General features: G+C 73.8%; 22 protein-coding genes and 1 pseudogene. 8 read left to right on the forward strand and 15 right to left on the reverse strand.

Annotated features, from left to right (window positions below):
- Positions 1-25: 25 nt before the first annotated feature.
- From ACWC9T_RS20700 to ACWC9T_RS20710, 3 genes and pseudogenes are all read right to left on the reverse strand, one after another.
- A pseudogene (locus ACWC9T_RS20700) lies at positions 26-157 on the reverse strand (ADP-ribosylglycohydrolase family protein); the annotation flags it as partial.
- Positions 154-993 carry an ammonia-dependent NAD(+) synthetase gene (gene nadE / locus ACWC9T_RS20705; RefSeq protein ID WP_449822499.1) on the reverse strand — a complete coding sequence of 280 codons (840 nt, stop codon included), beginning with the start codon at positions 991-993 and terminating at the stop codon, positions 154-156. The pseudogene ACWC9T_RS20700 and the gene nadE, both read right to left, overlap by 4 nt.
- Positions 990-1922: an SMP-30/gluconolactonase/LRE family protein gene (locus tag ACWC9T_RS20710; RefSeq protein ID WP_449822545.1), complete on the reverse strand. Its 933-nt coding sequence runs from the start codon at positions 1920-1922 to the stop codon at positions 990-992. Before ACWC9T_RS20710 ends, nadE begins: the two co-directional genes overlap by 4 nt.
- 88 nt (positions 1923-2010) lie before the next feature.
- Here ACWC9T_RS20710 and ACWC9T_RS20715 point away from each other — a divergent pair, with 88 nt between their 5' ends.
- Positions 2011-2445: an Lrp/AsnC family transcriptional regulator gene (locus tag ACWC9T_RS20715; protein WP_449822546.1), complete on the forward strand. Its 435-nt coding sequence runs from the start codon at positions 2011-2013 to the stop codon at positions 2443-2445.
- On the opposite strand, the gene ftsH is transcribed toward ACWC9T_RS20715, so the two are convergent.
- Genes ftsH through ACWC9T_RS20730 form a run of 3 tightly spaced genes read right to left on the reverse strand, consistent with a single transcriptional unit; the run spans position 2442 to position 5996 of the window.
- Positions 2442-4418 carry an ATP-dependent zinc metalloprotease FtsH gene (gene ftsH, locus ACWC9T_RS20720; protein WP_449822500.1) on the reverse strand — a complete coding sequence of 659 codons (1977 nt, stop codon included), beginning with the start codon at positions 4416-4418 and terminating at the stop codon, positions 2442-2444. The genes ACWC9T_RS20715 and ftsH overlap by 4 nt on opposite strands.
- Before the next feature lie 34 nt (positions 4419-4452).
- Positions 4453-5070 (reverse strand): NUDIX hydrolase, encoded by a 618-nt coding sequence (locus tag ACWC9T_RS20725; protein WP_449822501.1) that lies wholly within the window; start codon positions 5068-5070, stop codon positions 4453-4455.
- On the reverse strand, positions 5067-5996 hold the full coding sequence (locus tag ACWC9T_RS20730; RefSeq protein ID WP_449822502.1) for a hypothetical protein: 930 nt from the start codon (positions 5994-5996) through the stop codon (positions 5067-5069). The genes ACWC9T_RS20725 and ACWC9T_RS20730 overlap by 4 nt, the downstream gene beginning before the upstream one ends.
- A gap of 336 nt (positions 5997-6332) precedes the next feature.
- Between ACWC9T_RS20730 and ACWC9T_RS20735 the strand changes: the two genes are divergently transcribed.
- Together ACWC9T_RS20735 and ACWC9T_RS20740 are read left to right on the forward strand one after the other, a co-directional pair.
- Positions 6333-6641 carry a PadR family transcriptional regulator gene (locus tag ACWC9T_RS20735; protein ID WP_449822503.1) on the forward strand — a complete coding sequence of 103 codons (309 nt, stop codon included), beginning with the start codon at positions 6333-6335 and terminating at the stop codon, positions 6639-6641.
- Complete coding sequence (locus ACWC9T_RS20740) at positions 6638-7429, forward strand: hypothetical protein (protein ID WP_449822504.1); 792 nt, start codon at positions 6638-6640, stop codon at positions 7427-7429. The genes ACWC9T_RS20735 and ACWC9T_RS20740 overlap by 4 nt, the downstream gene beginning before the upstream one ends.
- Before the next feature lie 99 nt (positions 7430-7528).
- On the opposite strand, the gene ACWC9T_RS20745 is transcribed toward ACWC9T_RS20740, so the two are convergent.
- Both ACWC9T_RS20745 and ACWC9T_RS20750 read right to left on the reverse strand, forming a co-directional pair.
- Entirely contained in the window at positions 7529-8143 is a 615-nt protein-coding gene (locus ACWC9T_RS20745; RefSeq protein WP_449822505.1) for a mycothiol-dependent nitroreductase Rv2466c family protein, read from the reverse strand.
- A 70-nt stretch (positions 8144-8213) separates the two neighbouring features.
- Positions 8214-9788, reverse strand: a complete 1575-nt coding sequence (locus ACWC9T_RS20750) for an alpha/beta hydrolase (RefSeq protein WP_449822506.1) — start codon at positions 9786-9788, stop codon at positions 8214-8216.
- 321 nt (positions 9789-10109) lie between these two features.
- Between ACWC9T_RS20750 and ACWC9T_RS20755 the strand changes: the two genes are divergently transcribed.
- Positions 10110-10502 carry a PadR family transcriptional regulator gene (locus tag ACWC9T_RS20755; RefSeq protein WP_449822507.1) on the forward strand — a complete coding sequence of 131 codons (393 nt, stop codon included), beginning with the start codon at positions 10110-10112 and terminating at the stop codon, positions 10500-10502.
- Positions 10499-11098: an HAAS signaling domain-containing protein gene (locus ACWC9T_RS20760; RefSeq protein WP_449822508.1), complete on the forward strand. Its 600-nt coding sequence runs from the start codon at positions 10499-10501 to the stop codon at positions 11096-11098. The genes ACWC9T_RS20755 and ACWC9T_RS20760 overlap by 4 nt, the downstream gene beginning before the upstream one ends.
- A 6-nt stretch (positions 11099-11104) precedes the next feature.
- Here ACWC9T_RS20760 and ACWC9T_RS20765 read toward each other — a convergent pair whose 3' ends face one another.
- The 4 genes from ACWC9T_RS20765 to ACWC9T_RS20780 form a co-directional block, all read right to left on the reverse strand.
- Positions 11105-11791, reverse strand: coding sequence for a tetratricopeptide repeat protein (locus ACWC9T_RS20765; protein WP_449822509.1), 687 nt, complete (start codon positions 11789-11791; stop codon positions 11105-11107).
- 170 nt (positions 11792-11961) lie between these two features.
- Positions 11962-12627 carry a DUF6461 domain-containing protein gene (locus tag ACWC9T_RS20770; RefSeq protein WP_449822510.1) on the reverse strand — a complete coding sequence of 222 codons (666 nt, stop codon included), beginning with the start codon at positions 12625-12627 and terminating at the stop codon, positions 11962-11964.
- 448 nt (positions 12628-13075) lie between these two features.
- Positions 13076-13807: a maleylpyruvate isomerase family mycothiol-dependent enzyme gene (locus tag ACWC9T_RS20775; protein WP_449822511.1), complete on the reverse strand. Its 732-nt coding sequence runs from the start codon at positions 13805-13807 to the stop codon at positions 13076-13078.
- A gap of 6 nt (positions 13808-13813) precedes the next feature.
- On the reverse strand, positions 13814-14344 hold the full coding sequence (locus ACWC9T_RS20780) for an SRPBCC family protein (protein ID WP_449822512.1): 531 nt from the start codon (positions 14342-14344) through the stop codon (positions 13814-13816).
- A gap of 257 nt (positions 14345-14601) precedes the next feature.
- Between ACWC9T_RS20780 and ACWC9T_RS20785 the strand changes: the two genes are divergently transcribed.
- Positions 14602-15528, forward strand: coding sequence for a LysR family transcriptional regulator (locus tag ACWC9T_RS20785; protein WP_449822513.1), 927 nt, complete (start codon positions 14602-14604; stop codon positions 15526-15528).
- On the opposite strand, the gene ACWC9T_RS20790 is transcribed toward ACWC9T_RS20785, so the two are convergent.
- Genes ACWC9T_RS20790 through ACWC9T_RS20800 form a run of 3 tightly spaced genes read right to left on the reverse strand, consistent with a single transcriptional unit; the run spans position 15500 to position 17522 of the window.
- Complete coding sequence (locus tag ACWC9T_RS20790; protein ID WP_449822514.1) at positions 15500-15883, reverse strand: hypothetical protein; 384 nt, start codon at positions 15881-15883, stop codon at positions 15500-15502. The genes ACWC9T_RS20785 and ACWC9T_RS20790 overlap by 29 nt on opposite strands.
- Positions 15884-15931: 48 nt before the next feature.
- The gene (locus tag ACWC9T_RS20795; RefSeq protein ID WP_449822515.1) at positions 15932-16702 is read right to left on the reverse strand and encodes a GNAT family N-acetyltransferase; all 771 of its coding nucleotides are present in this window, start codon (positions 16700-16702) and stop codon (positions 15932-15934) included.
- Between the two features lie 40 nt (positions 16703-16742).
- Positions 16743-17522: a crotonase/enoyl-CoA hydratase family protein gene (locus tag ACWC9T_RS20800; RefSeq protein WP_449822516.1), complete on the reverse strand. Its 780-nt coding sequence runs from the start codon at positions 17520-17522 to the stop codon at positions 16743-16745.
- A 158-nt stretch (positions 17523-17680) separates the two neighbouring features.
- Between ACWC9T_RS20800 and ACWC9T_RS20805 the strand changes: the two genes are divergently transcribed.
- The gene (locus ACWC9T_RS20805; RefSeq protein ID WP_449822517.1) at positions 17681-18193 is read left to right on the forward strand and encodes a hypothetical protein; all 513 of its coding nucleotides are present in this window, start codon (positions 17681-17683) and stop codon (positions 18191-18193) included.
- 81 nt (positions 18194-18274) lie between these two features.
- Complete coding sequence (locus tag ACWC9T_RS20810) at positions 18275-19054, forward strand: phosphotransferase (RefSeq protein WP_449822518.1); 780 nt, start codon at positions 18275-18277, stop codon at positions 19052-19054.
- The last annotated feature ends 39 nt before the right edge of the window (positions 19055-19093 follow it).

The raw sequence follows: 19093 nt of genomic DNA on the forward strand, positions 1-19093 counted from the left end.
GGCAGGGGTGCGCGCAGGGGTCCGGTCCAGCCACCGGGCCGGACGGGAAGCGGGCGGTGAGGGCACCGGCCGGGCCGAACTCGTAGGGGGCGCCGAGGGCCTCGCCCACCGCTGATCCGAGGACGGCCCCGGCCGCGCGTGCGGCCCGGTCGCTCACACCTGGCCCGGGATGATCGGCAGGCCGCGCTTGTGCTCGGTGCGGCGGTAGTGCCCGAGGACGGTGGCGAAGACCTGCTCGCTGACCGGCAGTCCCTCCAGGAAGTCGTCCAGGGCGTCGTACTCGACACCGAGGGCGTCCTCGTCGGGGCGGCCGGGGGCGAGGTTCTCCAGGTCCGCCGTGGGGACCTTGCCGACCAGCTCGACGGGCGCGCCCAGCACCTCGGCGATCGAGCGCACCTGCCGCTTGGTCAGGCCGGAGAGCGGCATCACGTCGGCCGCGCCGTCGCCGTACTTGGTGAAGAAGCCGACAGCGGCCTCGGCCGCGTGGTCGGTTCCGACGACCAGGCCGCCGGTGGCGCCGGCGGCCGCGTACTGGACCACCATCCGTTGGCGGGCCTTGACGTTGCCGCGCACGAAGTCCTCGTGGGCGTGGTCGGTGAAGGTCAGCCCGGCGGCGAGGAGGGCGTCGAAGGCGGCGTCCGTCGCGGGCTTGATGTCGACGGTGAGCACCTCGTCGGCGCGGATGAAGTCGAGCGCGCGCTGGGCGTCCGCCTCGTCCGCCTGGACGCCGTAGGGCAGCCGCATCGCCGTGAAGCCGGCCCGGTACCCCTCGGCGCGCAGCCGCTCGACGGCGAGCTGGCAGAGCCGCCCGGTGGTGGTGGAGTCGACGCCGCCGCTGATGCCCAGCACCAGGGTGCGGGCGCCGGCGGCCCGCAGCTGCTCGGCCAGAAAGTCCACCCGCCGCTCGGCCTCCTTCGCGGGGTCGGGGACGGGCGCCACGCCGAGGGCGAGGGCGATCTGCCGCTGGAGGTCCGCGGGCGGGGTCTCGGTCATGCCGACTCCTTCGGGAAGGTCACACGGTGGGTGCCCGTCATCGACGTCACCAGCGAGTACAGCGAGGTGGTGGCGGTGATGAACAGGCGGTTGTTCTTCGGGCCGCCGAAGGTGATGTTGGAGACGGGCTCGGGGACGAGGATACGGCCGATGAGGGAGCCGTCGGGGGCGTAGCAGTGGACGCCGTCCTCGAAGGCGGCCGCCCAGAGCCGGCCGTCGAGGTCGAAGCGGATGTTGTCGAACCGGCAGCCGTCACCGCTCACGAAGACCCGGTCGCCGCTCAGGGCTCCGTCCGCGCCGACGTCGAAGACCCGGATGTGCCCGGCCCGGCTGTCGTTGACGTAGAGCTGCCGCCCGTCGTGGGAGAGGACGAGGCCGTTCGGCCCCTCGAAGCCGTCGGCGGCCAGTCGGACCTCCCCGGTGTGCGGGTCGATCCGGTAGACGTTGCGGCCGTCGATCTCGGGCTCGGCGCAGTGGCCCTCGTAGTCGCTGGTGATGCCGAAGTCCGGGTCGGAGAACCAGACCGCGCCGTCGGAGCCGACGGCGGCGTCGTTCGGCGAGTTGAGCCGTTTGCCCCGGTAGCGGTCGGCGAGGACGGTGATCCCGCCGTCGTGCTCGGTGCGGGTGACCCGGCGGTTGCCCTGCTCGCAGCTGATCAGGCGGCCCTCGCGGTCGACGGTGTTGCCGTTGGGGTGGCCGGCCGGGGAGCGGAAGACCCCGATGGTGCCGGTGACCTCGTCCCAACGCAGCAGGCGGTCGTTGGGGATGTCGCTCCAGATCACCTGGCGCCAGGCCAGCAGGTAGAGCGGCCCCTCGGCCCAGCGGCAGTCGCCGTACAGCTTCTCCAGCCGGGTGTCACCGTTGGCGCACCGCCGGAACCGGTCGTCCAGAATCTCGTACAGTCCGAACCTGATCTGACCAGACACAATCCACTCTCCACTACCGTCTGCCGAACCTTGTTCTGCTGCTCGGGAGTATGGCAGAAACGGATATGGTTCCACCATGGTGATCGAAAACCTGGACGAGACCGACCGCGCCCTGCTCGCCCTGCTCCAGCAGGACGCCGGGCAGCCGTACGCGGCCCTCGGGAAGGCCGTGGGGCTCTCCGCCGCGGCCGCGCACGAGCGGGTGCGCAAGCTGCGTGAGCGCGGGGTGGTCCGCCGCACCACGGTGGAGGTGGAACCGCGGAGCCTGGGGCTCGGGGTGCTCTCCTTCGTGCTGGTGGACTCCTCGGCCTGGATGGGCGATTCGGCCGCCGCCTTCGCCGCCATCCCGGAGATCGAGGAGGCGCACATCATCGCGGGCAGCGCCTCGGTGCTGGTCAAGGTGCGCACGGCGACCACCGAGCAGCTCCAGGAGGTGCTGCGCCGCCTCTACGCGATCGAGGGCGTGAGCGGCACCCAGGCGACGGTGGTGCTGGAGACCTTCTTCGAGCGCCCGCCCAAGCCCTAACCCTCCACCCCGGTCTCGGTCGCAGGCGCGGGGTGCCGCAGGATCTCCAGCACCACGCCGCCGTCCACGGTCTCCTGAACAACCAGCAGCGTCGCCAGCTCGTCCAGGTGGTGCCGGTGTTCGCGCAGCAGCTCGACGGCCCGGCGCTCGGCGCGGCGCAGCAGCGCTGCCACCGCCTCGTCCACCGCGCGCTGGGTCTGCTCGGAGTACGGGCGGCGCAGCAGGTCCTCGGGGTGTTCCCCGAGGTACTGCGGGGAGCCGCTGGAGTAGCCGACCGGGCCGAGGTCCGGGGAGAGGCCGAACTCGCGGACCATCCGGGTGGCCACCGAGGTGGCGTTGGCGAGGTCGTTGGCGGCGCCGGTCGAGCCCTCACCGAAGACCGTCAACTCGGCTGCTCGCCCGCCAAGTTGGACGGTGAGCAGGTCGTTCAGGTAGCTCTCGCTGTACAGGTGCCGCTCCGCCTCGGGGAGCTGCTCGGTGGCGCCGAGCGCGACCCCTGCCGGGAGGATGGTCACCTTGGCGACCGGGTCGGCGTGTTCGCACAGCGCGGCCATCAGCGCGTGCCCGGACTCGTGCACGGCGACGGCGTGCCGCTCCTCGGGCAGCAGCGCGTTGGAGGACTCCCGGCGCCCGAGCAGCACCCGGTCGCGGGCGTCGTCGAGGTCGGCGGCGGTGATGGTGGCGCGCTCGGCACGGACGGCGTTGATGGCGGCCTCGTTGACCAGGTTGGCGAGGTCGGCGCCGGAGAACCCGGGGGTGCCGCGGGCGATCCGGTCCAGGTCGGCGTCCGGGGCGAGGGTCTTGCCCCGGATGTGCACGGCGAGGATGGCCGCCCGCTCGGCCTGGTTGGGCAGCGGCACGGTGACCTGCCGGTCGAAGCGGCCGGGGCGCAGCAGGGCCGGGTCGAGGGCGTCCGGCCGGTTGGTGGCGGCGATGACGACGATGCCGGTGCTCTGGTCGAAGCCGTCCATCTCGGAGAGCAGCTGGTTGAGGGTCTGCTCGCGCTCGTCGTTGCCGCCGATCCGGGAGCCTCCCGCGCGGCGGCCGCCGACCGCGTCGATCTCGTCGATGAAGATGATGGACGGCGCGCGCTTGCGGGCCTCCTCGAACAGGTCGCGGACCCGGGAGGCGCCGACGCCGACGAACATCTCCACGAAGCCGGAGCCGGTCACCGAGAGGAACGGCACCGAGGCCTCCCCGGCGACCGCCCGGGCGAGCAGCGTCTTGCCCGTGCCCGGCGGGCCGACCATGATCACCCCGCGCGGCCCCTTGGCCCCGGCGGCAGCGTACCGCTCCGGGCTGCGCAGGAAGTCGACCACCTCGCTGACCTCCTGCTTCACCCCCTCGTACCCGGCCACGTCGGCGAAGCCGGTGTTGGGCCGCTCGGCCTCGATGATCTTCGCCCGGGAGCGGCCGATCGCGCTCAGCCCACCGCCGAGTGACCGGGCGGCCATCCGGCCCGACCAGAGGAACAGCCCGCCGAAGATCAGCAGCGGCAGGAACAGCAGCAGGGCGGACCAGAGTGAGCCGCCGCCGCTGGAGCGGCTGGCGGTGACGTTCACGTGCTGGTCGGAGAGCGCGTGGCCGAGCTGGGAGGTGTCCAGGGCGGTGGGGATCTGACTGGTGAAGTGGGTGCCGTCCTTGAGCGTGCCGCTCACGCCGCCGGTATCGCTGACGTCCACGGTCTGCACCTGGCCGGCGTCGACCCGGTTCAGGAAGTCGGTGTAGCCGTAGCTGGTGCCGGTCGGGGTCGACTTGGAGAAGAGGACGAGCACGAGCAGGGTGGCGAGGGCGGCGAGCGGCAGCAGCCAGCGGCGCCAGGAGGGGGCGGGGGGCTTGGGCCGGGCGCCTCCGGGGCCGGGGCCTGGCCGTTGCCACTGGCCCGGGCCTTTGCCGGGGCCGCCGGGGGTGGGGCCCGAACCGGGCGGGGTCGCACGGTGGCGGGCAGCGCGCAGGCGCGTTCGTAGGATCATCCACGCTCACCGCCTCTCGGGCCACCGCCGGGTTCTAGCGCGAGCCCTGCTCGGGGGCTTGGTCAGGGCCTTGGTCGGGGCCCTGTTCGACTCCTGGCTCGGGTCCCTCGGGTCCCTGTTCGGGGCCTACCTCTCCATGGTCGGACGCTCCGGGCCCGGACGGGAGGCCGAGCAGGTACCGACCGAACGCCAGCTGCCCGTCCGGCACGAACGGCCACCGCCGCACGGCCTCGGCCAGCTCGGGCAGGGTCAGCCAGCCGTGCCAGGCGATCTCGGCCGGATCGACGGTCAGCGGGCCCGGCGGCAACGCCGCCTCGTGGACGCCCAGCCAATACGGGGCGATCGCTCCCCGGCAGCGGAAGGTGAACCGGTGCCGCACCGGGACGGCCAGCCCCAGCTCCTCCCGCAGCTCGCGCTCCGCCGCCGCGCGGTACGACTCCCCGACCCGTACGGCGCCGCCCAGCATCACGTCATGGTGCCCGGCGAAGCGGCTCACCGTGTCGGGGCGGCGGTAGACCAGCACCCGGCCGGCCGCGTCCCGGCAGACGGTGGTCGCCACCCGGTGCAGCCAGCCGCGGCGGATCGCCTCGGCGCGGTCGACGACGCCGACCACCTGGTCGTGCTCGTCGACCCGCTCGACCCGCTCGCTCATCGTGCCTCCCGCACCCGTACGGCGACCAGGGTCGTGGCGCCCGCGAGCAGCGCGCACACCGCCATCAGCGCCAGCAGCCGGCCTGGCGAGTCAACCTCGCCCGGCAGCCCGACCAGCGGCCACAAGGCGCCCCGCAGACCGCCGCTCACCGGTACGGCCAGCGCGGCGGCGAAGGCGGCGGCCCTCCCCGCGCCGGACCTCGGCCGGGTCACGGCGATGCGGAGGAGGACGTCACTGAGCAGGCAGAAGGCGAAGAACCCGCTGACGAAGACGGCAAGTTCGACCACGGCCAGCTGCCAGCCGGGCCAGCCCTCGCCGACCGCCTGCCCACTGACCACCAGCGCCCCGGCCAGCAGGCTCAACCCCGCCGCGGCGGCCACGATGTGGCGGCGCAGGAAGCGGGTGACGGCTCCGAGGTCGGCCAGGGGCGCGGCGAGCAGCGCGAGGTCGTCCAACCAGTCGCCGCCAGGCCGCCGCCGCTCCTCGGGCGGCAACTCCCGGGCCGCCCGCCGCAGCAGCGCCAGGCACCATCCGGCGCCCGTACCCAGCGGCAGCAGCGCGGCGATCAGCCAGGCCGTCCGCCCGTCCCACAGCTCGCGTTCCGCCCGCAGGACCGCCGCGGTCGCGTCGGTGGCGACGGTCACCGCGACCAGCGCGGCGCCGAGCCGGGCCGCGCGCAGCAACTGGTCCACCCGGTAACCGGGTTGCGGCCCGCCGCCGCGGCAGAGCCAGGCCCGTACGGTCGTCAGGGCGGCGAGCGCGGGGACCAGGAAGAGCGTGAAGGACACCACCGCGTCGTACGGATCCGCCTGCCAAGGACTCACCGCGCGCAGCATTCGGGCCTGCGTGGTGACGTACGCGAAGCCGGTGAAACCGACCGCCAGCGCCAAGGCGCCCCACAGCGCGCGCCGTTGCGTTCCGATCATCGTCGCTCATCACCCTTCCCGCCGCGCACCAGCAGGTCCGGCAGCCCCCCCCCCCGGAGCCACGTGCTGCGCCAACTCGCGCTCCGCCGGGAGGACCCGGACGAGCGCACCCATCACCCCGACCGGCAGCCGCACGGCCACCAGTCCCACCAGTCCCACCACGGCCAGTGCCGTCGCGATCGGCAGCCATCCCCATCCGCGCGTCAACTTCCCCACCCCAGGGCGTGCTCGGTCGCAGGCGTCTCCTTCTCGACCACGGCGACATAGTACACGCCGCGTAGTACCTGTCGCGTAGTATCGTGGCCGGGACAGCCGCATCCGAGGGAGTGAGCGCCCATGCAGACGTACGACGCCCAGACGCTGGTGCTCTGCGCACTGGCCGAGGGACCGCTGCACGGCTACGCCGTGAACGCCGCGATCGAGCGGCTGATCGGCAAGAAGCTCGGCCCCGGCAGCCTCTACGGCGCGCTGACCCGTCTGGAGGCCAAGCAGCTGATCGAGCCCGCCGACGACACCGGGTCGCAGCCCCGCCAACGGCCGGTACGGCTGACCCCGCAGGGCCGGCAACTGCTGGAGCAGGAGCTGCGGTCGATGGCGAAGGTGGCCGCCGCCGGACTCGCCGGCCTCAGGGTGAACCCCGCGTGAGCCGCGCACGCTCTCGCCGGCCCGTCGACCTCTTCCGGCTCTACCCCGCGCCGATGCGCGAGCGCTGGGGCGAGGAGCTGGCGGAGGAGGTGCGGGGGGCCGGCTGGCGCGCCTGGCCCCGGCTCCTGGCCGCGATCGCGGACCTGTGGCTGCACCCGGCGATCTGGCCCGCCGACGACCGCACCCAACGGCGCGACCGGGCCACGGCGCTGGCCCTCGCCGTCGCGCTGGCGACCGGGTTCGTCGGCGCGCTGGCCGCCGAGCAGGGGGCCCACCGGATCTCCGCGCCCGGCGGCGCCTGGGCGGCGCCCCTCGACCAGGCCCTGCTGCTGGCTGGGCTGACGCTGGTCACCCCGCTCCCCCGCCGCGACCTCACCGCGCTCCGCACCCTGCTCGCCACCGCCGTCCGCCGCCTCGCCGCACCCGCCCTGGCGGGTGCGGGCCTGGTGGCGCTCGCGCACTCGGCGCTGGGCTCGGCGGTCGCGGCCGGCGGCTACGGCTTCACGGCCTTCGCCTGCTGGTGGGCCGTGCTGGCCGTCGGCGCGCTGCAGACCTGCCGTACGGTGGCGGGCCCGGCGGGACGGGCGGCGCTGGCCACGCCGTCCCCGGTCCGGCTCAAGCTGGGCCTCGGCACCCTCACCGCCGCCGGGGTCCTCGCCGGGTCCACCCTGCTGGCCACCTGGACGGTCGGCCCCACGGCCACGGCACTGACGGCCGGCATCCTGCTGGTCCTGCTCGCCTGGCCGCTCGCCGCGGCCCTCAAGGACCTGCGCCAGACCGGAAGCTGACCCGCCGCCGACCGGCCCCTGTCCGGAAAAGCCCGATGCCCCGACCGCGACCGTCATCGGCCGTCCCCCGGTCGGGGCGGATCAGGATCAACCAGCAACTCAGGAGAAGTCCAGCGACCCCGTCCGGGTCCGCTTGAGCTCGAAGAACTTCGGGTACCCGGCCAGCAGCCGGACCCCCTCGAAGACCCGTACGGCGTCCTCCCCGCGCGGGATCGCACTCAGCACCGGGCCGAAGAAGGCGACCCCGTCCACGTGGATGGTCGGGGTGCCGACCTCCTCGCCGACCGGGTCCATGCCCTCGTGGTGGCTCTTGCGCAGCGCGATGTCGTACGCGGTGCTGTCGACCACCTCGGCGAGCTCCTCGGGCAGGCCGGCCGCGACCAGGGCCTCGCGGATGAGGGTGTCGTCGGCGGCCCGGTCCTGGTCGTGCAGGCGGGTGCCGAGCTCGGTGTAGAGGTCGCGCAGGACGTGCTCGCCGTGCTTCTCGGCGGCGGCGATGCAGACCCGGACGGGGCCCCAGCCGGTGGTCATCAGGCGCTGGTAGCGCTCGGGCAGGTCGGTGCGACCCTCGTTGAGGACGGACAGGCTCATCACCCGGAAGTTGAGGTCCAGCTCACGCTGCTTCTCGACCTCCAGGATCCACCGGGAGGTGATCCAGGCGAAGGGGCAGACGGGATCGAAGTAGAAGTCGACCTTGGTGGCGTTCTTGTTCACGTGGACGATCCTAGGGCCCGATTGGACCGCTCCCCAGGGCCAATCACCACCCACCAGCATGGGCCACTTCTCAGCTGCAGGTGGCCCCGTCCGCCGGCACCGTGCCGTCCAGCAGGTAGGCGTCCACGATCTGCTTGAGACAGGGGTTGCCGGTGTTGTAGCCGCCGTGGCCCTCGCCGTTCAGCGTCACCATGACGCCGACGCCCGGCCCCAGCTGCTGCGCCATCGCGTGGGCGCCCTCGACCGGGGTGGCCGGGTCGCCGGTGGTGCCGACCACCAGGATCGGGGCGGCGCCCTCGGCGGAGACCTCCGGGTGGTCGGCCTTGCCCGGGACGGGCCAGCCAGTGCAGCCGGTCAGGCCCCAGGCGGTGAAGGCGCCGAACACCGGGGAGGCAGTGTGGAACTGCGGCAGCTGCTGCTCGACGTCCTGGTCGGAGTAGCGCTGCCGGGCGTCCACGCAGGAGATCGCCCGGTTGGCCGCGTTCAAGTTGTTGTAGCGTCCCTGCGGGTCGCGCCCGAGCAGCCCGTCGGCCAGCTGGAGCAGCGTGTCGCCGGTGCCGTGCTGCATCGCCTCGGTGAGCCCGGAGGCCAGTGCGGGCCAGGTCTGCTGGCTGTACAGGGCGCTGGCGATGCCGGTGACGGCCAGGCTCTCGGTGAGCTTGCGCCCGCTGTCGGTGGGAAGCGGCGACTGCGCGAGTTTCTGCAGCAGTTCGGTGATCTTCGCCGTGCCCTCGGCGCCGCCGCCGCTGCCGGTCGGGCAGGCGGCACCCACCTGGCTGGCGCAGGCCTTCATGAAGTCGTCGAGGGCGAGTTGGAAGCCCTGGGCCTGGCCGAGCGCGGACTGCTGCGGATCCTTGGTCGGGTCAACCACCGAGTCCAGGACGAGCCGGCCGACCTCCTTCGGGAACAGGTGCGCGTAGACGCCGCCGAGTTCGGTGCCGTAGCTGATGCCGAAGTAGAAGAGCGTCCGGTCGCCGAGCACCTGCCGCATCAGGTCGAGGTCCCGGGCGGCGCTCTCGGTGTCGACGTACGGCAGCACCGGCCCGGAGTTGTGCTCGCAGGCGGCAGCGAACTGGGCGTTGCTGTCGTCCAGGGCCTTGACCGCGGCCGGGGTCTCCGGGGTGCTGTCGACGGCCACGTTGGCGTCCATCGCCCGGTCGCCCAGGCACTTCACTCCGACGCTGTCGCCGACCCCGCGCGGGTCGAAACTCACCAGGTCGAAGCGGGCGTTGAGGGAGGAGTAGGACCCGGCCAGGGCGGGCAGGGTGGCCACCCCGGAGGCGCCGGGGCCACCGAAGTTGAAGAACAGCGAGCCGATCCGGTGCTGCTCGTCCTTGGCCTTGATGCGGATCAGCGCGAGGTCGATGGTCCCGCCGTCCGGCTTGTTGTGGTCCAGCGGGGCCTTGAGGGTGGCGCACTGCCAGTCGCTCGCGGGTGCGGTGCCGCTGCCCTGGGCGGCGCTCGGGGCCGGGCAGGCGCGCCAGTCGAGCTGCTGGGCGGCCAGGCCGGTGACGGCGGCGCCGGTGACCGGGGAGGTCGGCGCGGGCTCGGCGGCGGAACGGCTGTCGCCCTGGCAGCCGGCGGCGGGGGCGAGCAGCACTGCGGCCAGGCCGAGCGCGCCGGCGCCGCGGACGACGGTGTGCATGGAGCGGTCCACCTCTCGGGGTCTGCCGCGCGGCGCGGTCTCGGACATGCCGACCGCACCGGCGCGCGGCGGCGCGGCGTACGCCCCGGCGCGCGGCACCGTCGGCGCATCACCGACCCTAGGGGCCAGGGCGCGGCAACGCCCGCTGGGAGCCCCGGACGGAGGGCGTGCGCCGTACGGGCTGCCACCGGCCGACCGGGTGAGGGTTCAACCGGCCCACCGGGTGTCCACCCGGCCGGCTGGCGGCCGCTGCGGCGGGAGGAGTGACACCATCGACGTGTTCGGTGCGCGTACCTTGCTTCGCGTGCTAGCTTGCATTGCATGGTACCTGGCATCACCAACCACGAACCCGGAGGTGGAGCGGCCGGCGGCGCGCCCGACGGGCCGGTGGCGACCCAGCTGCGCAAGGGCGTCCTGGAGTACTGCGTCCTCGCACTACTCCGGGACGGTCCTCGCTACGGAGTCGAACTGCTCCAGGAACTCGGCCGGTACCCGATGCTGGCGACCAGCCAGGGCACCATCTACCCGCTGCTGTCCCGGCTGCGCCGCGCCGGACTCGCCGACACCTTCCTGCGCGACTCGGCCAGCGGCCCGTCCCGCCGCTACTACACCCTCACGGACGCGGGCCGCGGCGCGCTGGAGGAGTTCACCGCGCTCTGGCCCGCCTTCCGCGAAACCGTCGACCACGTCCTCGCCCCGGGAGACCACCCGTGAACAACCCCATCGAACACCCCCTGGTCCGCGCCCACCTCGACGCGGTCGCCCGCTACACCGCCACGCTCCCGGCCGAGCGCCGCCGGGAGCTCCTCGCCGACCTGCGCGAGCACATCGAGGTATCGCTCGCCGAGGGCCCTGCCGGCAACGACACGGTCCGCACCGTACTGGAGCAGCTGGGCGCGCCCCGGCAGATCGCCGACGCCGCCCTCGCCGAGGAGGGCCGGACCCTGCCCGCGCCGGAGACGGCGGGCTGGACCACCCTCACCCTCGCCTTCGCGGTGCTCGCCCTGCCACTGGCCCTGGTCCCGGTCGTCGGGTCGGCGCTCGGGCTGGCGTCGGCCGTCATCGCGACGGTCCGGGTGGCGAAGTCCCGGCAGTGGACGCGGCGGGAGAAGCAGCTGGCGACCGTGCTGCTGCTCTCCCCGGTGCTGCTCGTGCCGCTGTTCGCCGCGGCCATCACGGCCACTGCGGGGAGGCTCACCCCGGGCGCCCTGCTCACCGCCATCGCGCTGGGCTTCTGCCCGAGCCCGCTCGCGGCGTTCCGGCTGTCCCGCTCGGCGGCGCGGCTGCGCACGGCCGCCGTCGCGGCCTGAGGTCGGTCAGGCGGTCGGGTGGAAGAGGGCCATGGCCTCGTCGATCCGCCCGAGCCTGGCGAGCAGCGAGGCCAGCAGCGGGCGGTCCGCCGAGCGAAGGACCGCAACGGCCTCCTCCAGACGACCCGCGTCGGCCAGAAGGGTCGCCAGCTCCTCGGCCACGAAGGGGGCATCGACGCCGGCCCGCAGCTCCTCGATCGCCCGCTCCAGGCGGCCGCAGGCCGCGAGCAGGCGGGGCCGGAGCCGGACGTACTCCCACGGCGGGGAGTCGAATCGGGCGAGGACGCCGTCCAGGTACGTCAATCCCTGCTCGGCACGCCGTTCGTCGATGTACAGCGTGCACAAGGTGTCCACGATCCAGTCCTCGCTGCCGCCCTCCGACCACGGCAGGGCGCGCAGCACCTCGATCGCCTCGTCCCCCCGCTCGTGCCGGGCCAGGAGCTCGGCGAGCGCCACCGCCGGGTTCGGCGACTCCGCCGCAGCCGCCCGGTAGACGTCGACCGCGCCCTCGGTGTCCCCGCGCAGCTCCAGCAGTTCGGCCAAGGCGGTCGCGGCGTCCCCGAGCGGGTCCTCCGCCGCGTACGCCCTCAGCTCCTCGATGCGCTCGTGCCGGGCCAGCAGGTCGGCCAGCTGGTCACGGCCGTTGACCGAGGTGACCGTCCGGGTGCGCAGCAGGGCGATCGCCTCGTCCACCCGGCCCTGCCGCTCGCGGACGACGGCCAGCAGGTTGACGGCGTTGTCGGGTTCGGGGAGCCGCGATCGACATCACATCCGCCCCCGCGGCCGCGGCACGCCCCGGCGGCCGCTTCGGCAACGCCCCGGCAGCGGCGTTTCCCGTTCGCGGGCAGAAACGATCCGGGACCTCAGCGCGGCTCCAGCCCCGGCGTACCGCGCACCACGTACGCCGGCAGCCGCAGCTCGCCCAGCACTGCCCGGGGCAGGCGCAGCCCGAACCGTCGCCCGACCGCGCCGAGGGCCCGGCGGCGGACGGCCTGGTACGGCTCTCGGCCGGGGGCGCAGGGGGTGACGCCGTCTGCCTCCAGGACCTTGGCGGCGACCAACTCCGGCAGCAGCAGGTCCGGCTCCTGCCCCCAGCGCCAGCGCTCCTCACCGAGGCCGAAGCCGCACAGCACCGCGCCGTCCCGGGCGTAGTCGAGCAGGGCCCGCGGCTGCTCGGGCATCGGGCGGAAGTGCACCACCTCCGCACCGTGTCGGGCTATCTCGGTGAGCAGCTCGCCGCCGGTCGAGTCGCCGTACTCGATCGCGAAGCACCAGCCGGCCGCCTCGCCGACCCGGATCACGCCGTCACCGTCGCCACCGGGGCGGTAGCCCTCGATGTCCAGGCCCCAGATCTCCGTCCCGCTGATGGGCCCGGTCACGGCCACCGGGTCGGCCCCCATCCGGCGGGCGAGCTCCGCGGGCGGGATTCCCCGGGCGAACACCACGCCGTCGACCTGCGCACCGGCGTCCGCCAGCCACTGGATGCCGTCACCGCCCAGCCCCTCACCGCCGTGTGCACCGTCGCCCATGACGCCCCTCCCCTCACGCCGGCCCGCGATGGACAGGCGCAACCGGTCCGCACCCTAGCCGACACCACCGACAGGCAGCCCCCTGCGGCCTGGCGGGCGACGGCAGGGAAGACGAACTCGTCTGGGGCGTGCCGCCGTTCACCCGAGATCCAGCCGCGACCACCCTGCGGGCGCCAGCAGGCAGGCCACCGCACCAGAAGTCGAACCCACCGACTTCTGGTGCTGCCCGGTACCGTCCTCCCGGCACTCGCGCAGAAAGTCGGCCCCACCGACTACCCACGCATCCCGACCCAGCCGTCATCGCCAGCTCAGCCGGACAGCCAGCGCCTGCGACCGGACCACCCCGTAGGAAGCCGGACCCGCGACTTCCTGCGCGGCACGCCCCGCCGTCAGGCGCTGCGTCGCACTGCGGGCGGCAGAGGCCCAGGCGGGCCAGGTGGGCTGAGCCTCAGCCCCAGCCGGGCACGGGCGGCAGCGGCCACCGTGGCACCTCCGGCAGCGGACCGTCCGAACGCAGGTCCACAGCCGGGGCGCGCCCGGCGAGCCAGGCGAGCAGCGTATGCCCCGGGCCGCGCACGACCGGGCCCTCCTCGCCGAGGGGCCAGGTGCGGCCGAGGTCCTCGGCGCCGATCCTGGCGAGCGCGACCCGCCGCGCGGCCAGCGCCGCGACGCTCTCGTCCAGCGCCCGCCGGACGAAGTCGTCCGGCCAACTCTTCGGCGAGTAGCCGAGGTTCAGGTCCACATGGTGCACCTCAAGCTCCCGCCAGGCGCGCCACAGGAGGTACCAGGCCGGGTGTCGCCACCCCGCCAGCGCGGTGACCAGCACCGCCCGACGCTCGGCGGGCAGTGCCGCCGCGTCCGCGAGCAGCCCGTCCAGGCTGCCCCGCAGGTCCGCGCCCAGCACATCGGCGCCCCGCCCCGCGCCCTCGCGCAACCGCCGCTCCAACTCGGCGGAGTCGACGCGCCGCCCGGACGGGGTGCCGGTACGGGCCACGGCGAGCATCCACCGATAGGCATCGGCGCTGCGGGCGACGTGGGTGAGGACGTGGCCCCGGCTCCAACCGGGCAGCAGCGACGGCTCCCGGGCCTCCCGGTCGGTCAGCGCCCCCATGCTCTCGTCGAGCCGCTCCGCCGAGGCCCGGACCGCCGTCACCAGCTCTTCGAAGTCCGTCGCCTCCATGTCGACCTAACGCTCTTCCTCGGCCAGCGACTTGACGCCGGCCAGGGTCGCCGCCATCCCGCCGCGCAGCTCCTCCAGCCGGAAGGCGACGATCTGCTCCTCGATCTCCGGGCGGGCCTCGATGGCCAGGGTGACCCCGCTGCGGCCGGGGCCGATGACCACCGACTGGCGCACCCGGGTGCCACCGTCCTCGGGGGTCAGGTCGAAGCGCCACCGGGCCATCGAGCCCGCCACGTCCGACACCGGGCCACCGTACCGTCCGTCCACGTCCATGACGGCCCAGGCGAAGGCGCGGCACTCCGTCAGTTCGATCACCTCGGAGACCGTCCGCCAGTCGCGCATGTTCACCCGCCGGTTGTGTCCCTCGAAACGCGCGCCGACCGCAGGACCGTCCGCGCCGTCCAGCCAGGCGACCTGGTGGAGTTCCGGGCTGAGCCGGGCCGGCAGAGCGATGTCGGTCACCAGCTCCCAGACCCGCTCCACCGCGGCCTGGACGAACACCTCGCACTGCGTACCCGGATCGTCGGCGTACCGCATCCCGCTCCCCCTCCACGCCTGATGTGGCTGACATACCTGACGTCACTGTTGCAGCCGTTGCAGCTGTCGTAGCTGTCCGGCCGAGTCCTACGGGTCGGCACCCGCCGCACCCCCGCCCCGGTGTCCGGAACACCGCGAAGGCAGCGGGCGGGTTGCCGCCCTTCTCGCGGGCCCTGCAATCGATGATCGATCCTGCCGGACATCCAAGTCAATCCACTGGTTTGCTGGGAGACTTCCAAGCATTACCTTGGATCCCCGTGACCCTTGACGACCTCCGCGTCTTCGCCGCCGTCTGCCGGGCCGGCTCCCTCAGCGCCGTCGCCCGCGACCTGGACTGCAGCCAGTCCGCCGTCAGCCAGCACGTGAAGCGGCTGGAACGCGAGCTCGGCCTCACCCTGATCGAGCGGCACCCGCGTGGCGTGGTGCCCACCAAGGCCGGACGCCACCTGCAGACCGCCGTGGCCACCGGCCTGGGCGGAATCGACCACGCCCTGCGCACCATCGCCGAACTCGCGCGCGGGGAGGGCGGATCGGTACGGATCACCACCGGTGCGACCAGCATCCGGCATTTCATGTCCGCGGCCGTGGTGGACTTCCGGCAGCGCTTCCCGCAGGTCAGCCTGGAGTTCCAGACCGGGGTCTCCAGCCGCAACTGCCTGGAGGCGCTCACCGCCGGCCATGTCGACCTGGCCTGGATCACCCTCGGCAGCCCGGTGCGCGGCATCGACCAGCGGCCGGTGGTCGACCTGCCCTGGGTCCTCGCCGTCGCGGCCAACGACCCGCTCGCCGCCCGGGACCGCGTCGAGCCCGCCGACCTCCAGGACGCCCGGCTCATCGGGCTGCCGCAGAACTCGGTGTCCCGCTCCCAACTGGACGACTGGCTGGGCAAGTCGGGCATCCGCCCGGTCTTCGACACCAGCGTCACGGACTGGGACACCGCGATCCTGCTGGCCGAACTCGGCCTCGGCCAGGCCGTCGTACCCGCACTCCCCGAGTGGCAGGGCCCCGGCCACCCGGGCCTGCGACTGCTGCCGCTGCCCGACCTGCCCGGCCTCACCGTCGGCTGGGCGCTGCGCGACTGGGACACCCTGGGCCCACTGGCCCGCGCCTTCGCCGACACCGTCGCGGCCCACTGCGGACAGGCGCCAACGCCCGTCAGCCCTCCGCCAGTTGCCACTCCCTGACCGACCGGAGGCCGCCCGCCAGCGCCCGCCCCAGACCCTCCTCACCCGGGACGGCCCGCGGCAGCGCGGCGAAGTCCTCGGGCAGGACGTCCAGCAGACTCTGCACATGCTCCCCCGTACGCATGGCCAGCAGCACCGCGCAGCGCAACTGCGCTGGCAGTTCGGCGCGGTGGGCGAGGTCGCGCCAGAGGGCCGGGCGCAGATAGTGCCACCCGTCGGGTGCGGCGTTCGCGCGCACCCACCCCGGGTCCAGCCGCTGGCTGAGGCCGAGGTCGAGGGACCGCTCCTCCAGCCGGAGCAGCGCGGGCGTGTCGAGGGCCTTCACATCGCGGGGCAGTGCCGGTTCCGCCGTCATGCGCTCATGCTCACCGACGGGCTTCCACCGTCCGCAGTCGGCCCGGCGTCAGCGCGAGTGGAAGGAGTGGATGCGGCCGATCTCGGTGAAGCCCCGCCGCCCGTACCACTCCCGCGGCCAGTCGGCGGCGTCCGCGAGAAGGAAGAGCTGCGGGATCCCGGCGGCAGCCGCGAGCGCCAGGCCAGTGGCGAGCAGGGTGTCCCCGTGGCCCGCGCCACGGTGCCGGGCGTCGGTGACCAGGTCCTCCAGCTGGGCCAGTCCTGCCGCCCGGTCGAGGTAGAGGTCGCTCCAGGCCGCGACCTCCCCGCCCGGCGTCCGGACGGCCAGGAAGTGCACCTGCTCGGCACCGCGCAGCCGGGCGGCCCGGCGGTCGGTGAGCTGGCGGGCGAGCTCCCCGTCCTCGTGCCACTCCGACTGCTGGCGCAGGACGGCTGCCCGCAGCTCGGCCAACTCAGCCGGGTGCGCGTCCGGTTCGGGCAGCTCACAGCCCGCCGTCTCCCGGGCCAGGACCACGGCTGCGTCCCACTCGTACCCGGCCTTGGTCAGTGCCGGAGCGGCCCGCTCGCCCAACTCGTCGTCCAGCACGGTGATCGCGTACTGCCTGCGCTGGCCGAGCCACCGCACCGCCAGCTCGGGCAGTGCCGCCGGGTCGGTGCCCGGCCCTGCCACCACCAGGTGGTTGTGCTCATGGGAGAGGACGAACTCCTCGTGCATGACCGCGAACACCCCGGGGAACTCGGGCAGTTCGACGATCGCGGCCGCCTGGCGACGGGCGAAAGCGACGTGGAAGGCGGTCACGCGCTCAAGCAGATCGGACATCCCCCCATGGTCGCCCCGCCCGCCGCTCCAGGCCAAGCGATTATCGGCCGACGGCTGGCGAACGGTCCAGGAACCGCCGCAGTCCGTCGCGTACGCCGTCCGTCGGCACGGTGGCCGCGAAGGCCGCCGCCTCGACCGCCAGGCCCTCGTCGATGGACAGGTTGATCCCCCGGGTGACGGCCCGCAGGCAGGCCGCCACGGCGGTCGGCGCGTACCGGATGATCCGGTCGGCCAAGTCACGGGCCGCGTCCAGGAGTTCGTCCGCCGGAACGACCGAGTTGACCAGGCCGATCCCGGCGGCCCGGGCGGCCGGGACCGGGTCGCCGGTGAGGATCATCTCCAGCCCGCGCTTGCGGCCGACGTGGCGCGGCAGCCGCTGCGAGCCGCCGAAGGGCGGTGGGAAGCCGAGCGAGATCTCCGGCTTGGCGAAGGTCGCGTGCTCGGCCGCGATCGCCAGCGGCGCGGCCTCGGTGATCTCGCACCCCCCTCCGAACGCAAGCCCGTTGACGGCGACGATGACCGGCCTCGGGAACTCCTCGATCCGCCGGGTCAGCGTGTGGCCGCGCCGGACGAACTCGCGCAGCGCCTGCTCCGCCCCGCCCGAGATGCTGGCGGCCAGGGACGGGATGTCCGCGCCCGCGCTGAACGCGCGCCGACCGGCGCCGGTGAGGATGACGGCGCGGACGGTGTCGTCCGCGCCGATCCGGTCGAGTTCGGCGAGCAGCGCGTCGATCGTCGGGTAGTCGAGGGCGTTGAGCTTCTTCTCCCGGTCGATGGTGAGGGTGACGACGTGCTGGTCCCGCTCGCTGTGGACGGTCATGGCCGGATGCTCCCCTTCGGCTTGGTCCCTGCACGTCGCAGGCTAGGAACACCGACCCAGGACAATCCACTTATTGTCCTGCATACACTCCTGACGCGCTCCTGGCGCACTCCGCCCCATACTCCGCCCACCTCGGACCCCGGAACGGCAGGCCACCCATGCGACCGCCCTCCTACAAGGCCATCGCCGACGAGTACACGGCCGCGATCCGCTCCGGCGCCCTCCCGGCCGGCACCCGGCTGCCCACCCACCGGACGCCGGCCCTGCTGCGCCAGCACCCGCCGGGCGGCCACCGGCACGACCGGGCCGTGGTGGCCACCTACCTGCTGGACCGCGGGGTCGACACGACGCCGGAGAACGTCCTGCTCACCAGCGGGGCGCAGCAGGCGCTGGACTGCGTGCTGCGCACCCTCACCCGCCCCGGCGGCGTGCTCGCCGTGGACGCGCTCAGCTACCCGGGCATCAAGGCATCAAGCTGCTCGCCGCCGCCCACGGCCCCGACCTGGCCCCCGTCCCGGTCACCCCCGCCATCCGCCTCGCCCTCGCCACACCCCCGCTCGCCCGACTCACCGAGGCCCTCCACCGGCTACGGGCCACCATCGAGTCCGTCGCCCCTTGAGCCCCCGCACAGGAAGTCGGCCCGCCCGACCTCCTGTGCGGCGCGGGGATAGTGCCTGTCCGGGACGTCGCGCTGACCGGCCCCGGCGTCAATTCACAGGACGCTGCCATGGGCGCACAGTTACCCTCGCTCGGTGATCGAGGACGGCGCCACTGACCAGGGCAGCGTGACCACCGTGCGGCGGATCGGCGAAACGATCCGCCGGCCGGTCGGCGAGTGGACGCCCGCGGTGCACGCCCTGCTGACCCACCTGGAAACGGTGGGCTTCACGCGCGCCCCGCGAGTCCTCGGCATCGACGGCACCGAAGAGGCGCTGTCGCTGGTCCACGGCGAACCCGCGTTCTCCCCCTGGCCTTCGGCCCTGCGGTCGACCACCGGCATCAGTGAACTGGGGCAGTGGCTGCGCGACTACCACGACGCCGTCCAGGACTTCCGGCCGCCGTGCGACGCCCGATGGCAGGACCAGCAGGACGAGTGGAGGCCCGGCATGATCATCCGGCACGGCGACCTCGGCCCGTGGAACTCCATCTGGAACGGCAACCGACTGGCCGGCTTCATCGACTGGGACTTCGCCGCACCCGGCCACGCCCTCGACGACCTCGCCCAACTCGCCTGGTACGCCGTGCCACTGCGCCCCGCCGAGCAGCAGCGACGAGCACCGATCACCGGCGCGCACACCCTGCGAAGCCGCCTCAACGCCCTGTGCACCGCCTACGACGCGCAGCCGGCGGCCGTGCTCGACGCGCTCGACGCCGTCCAGTCCCGCGAAGCCGAACGCATCGAACGGCTCGGCCGACAGGGCCAACAGCCCTGGGCCATGTTCCTCGCCCGCGGCGATGCGGCCGAGATGACGGCCGAGCAATCCTGGCTCCGCTCGGAACGCGCAGCCCTCCTCAACGGTTCGGGCAGCTGAACCCTGACCCGAAGCAGACCGGTACAGCTCGGCTGACCG

The organism is Kitasatospora sp. NPDC001159 (assembly GCF_053598235.1).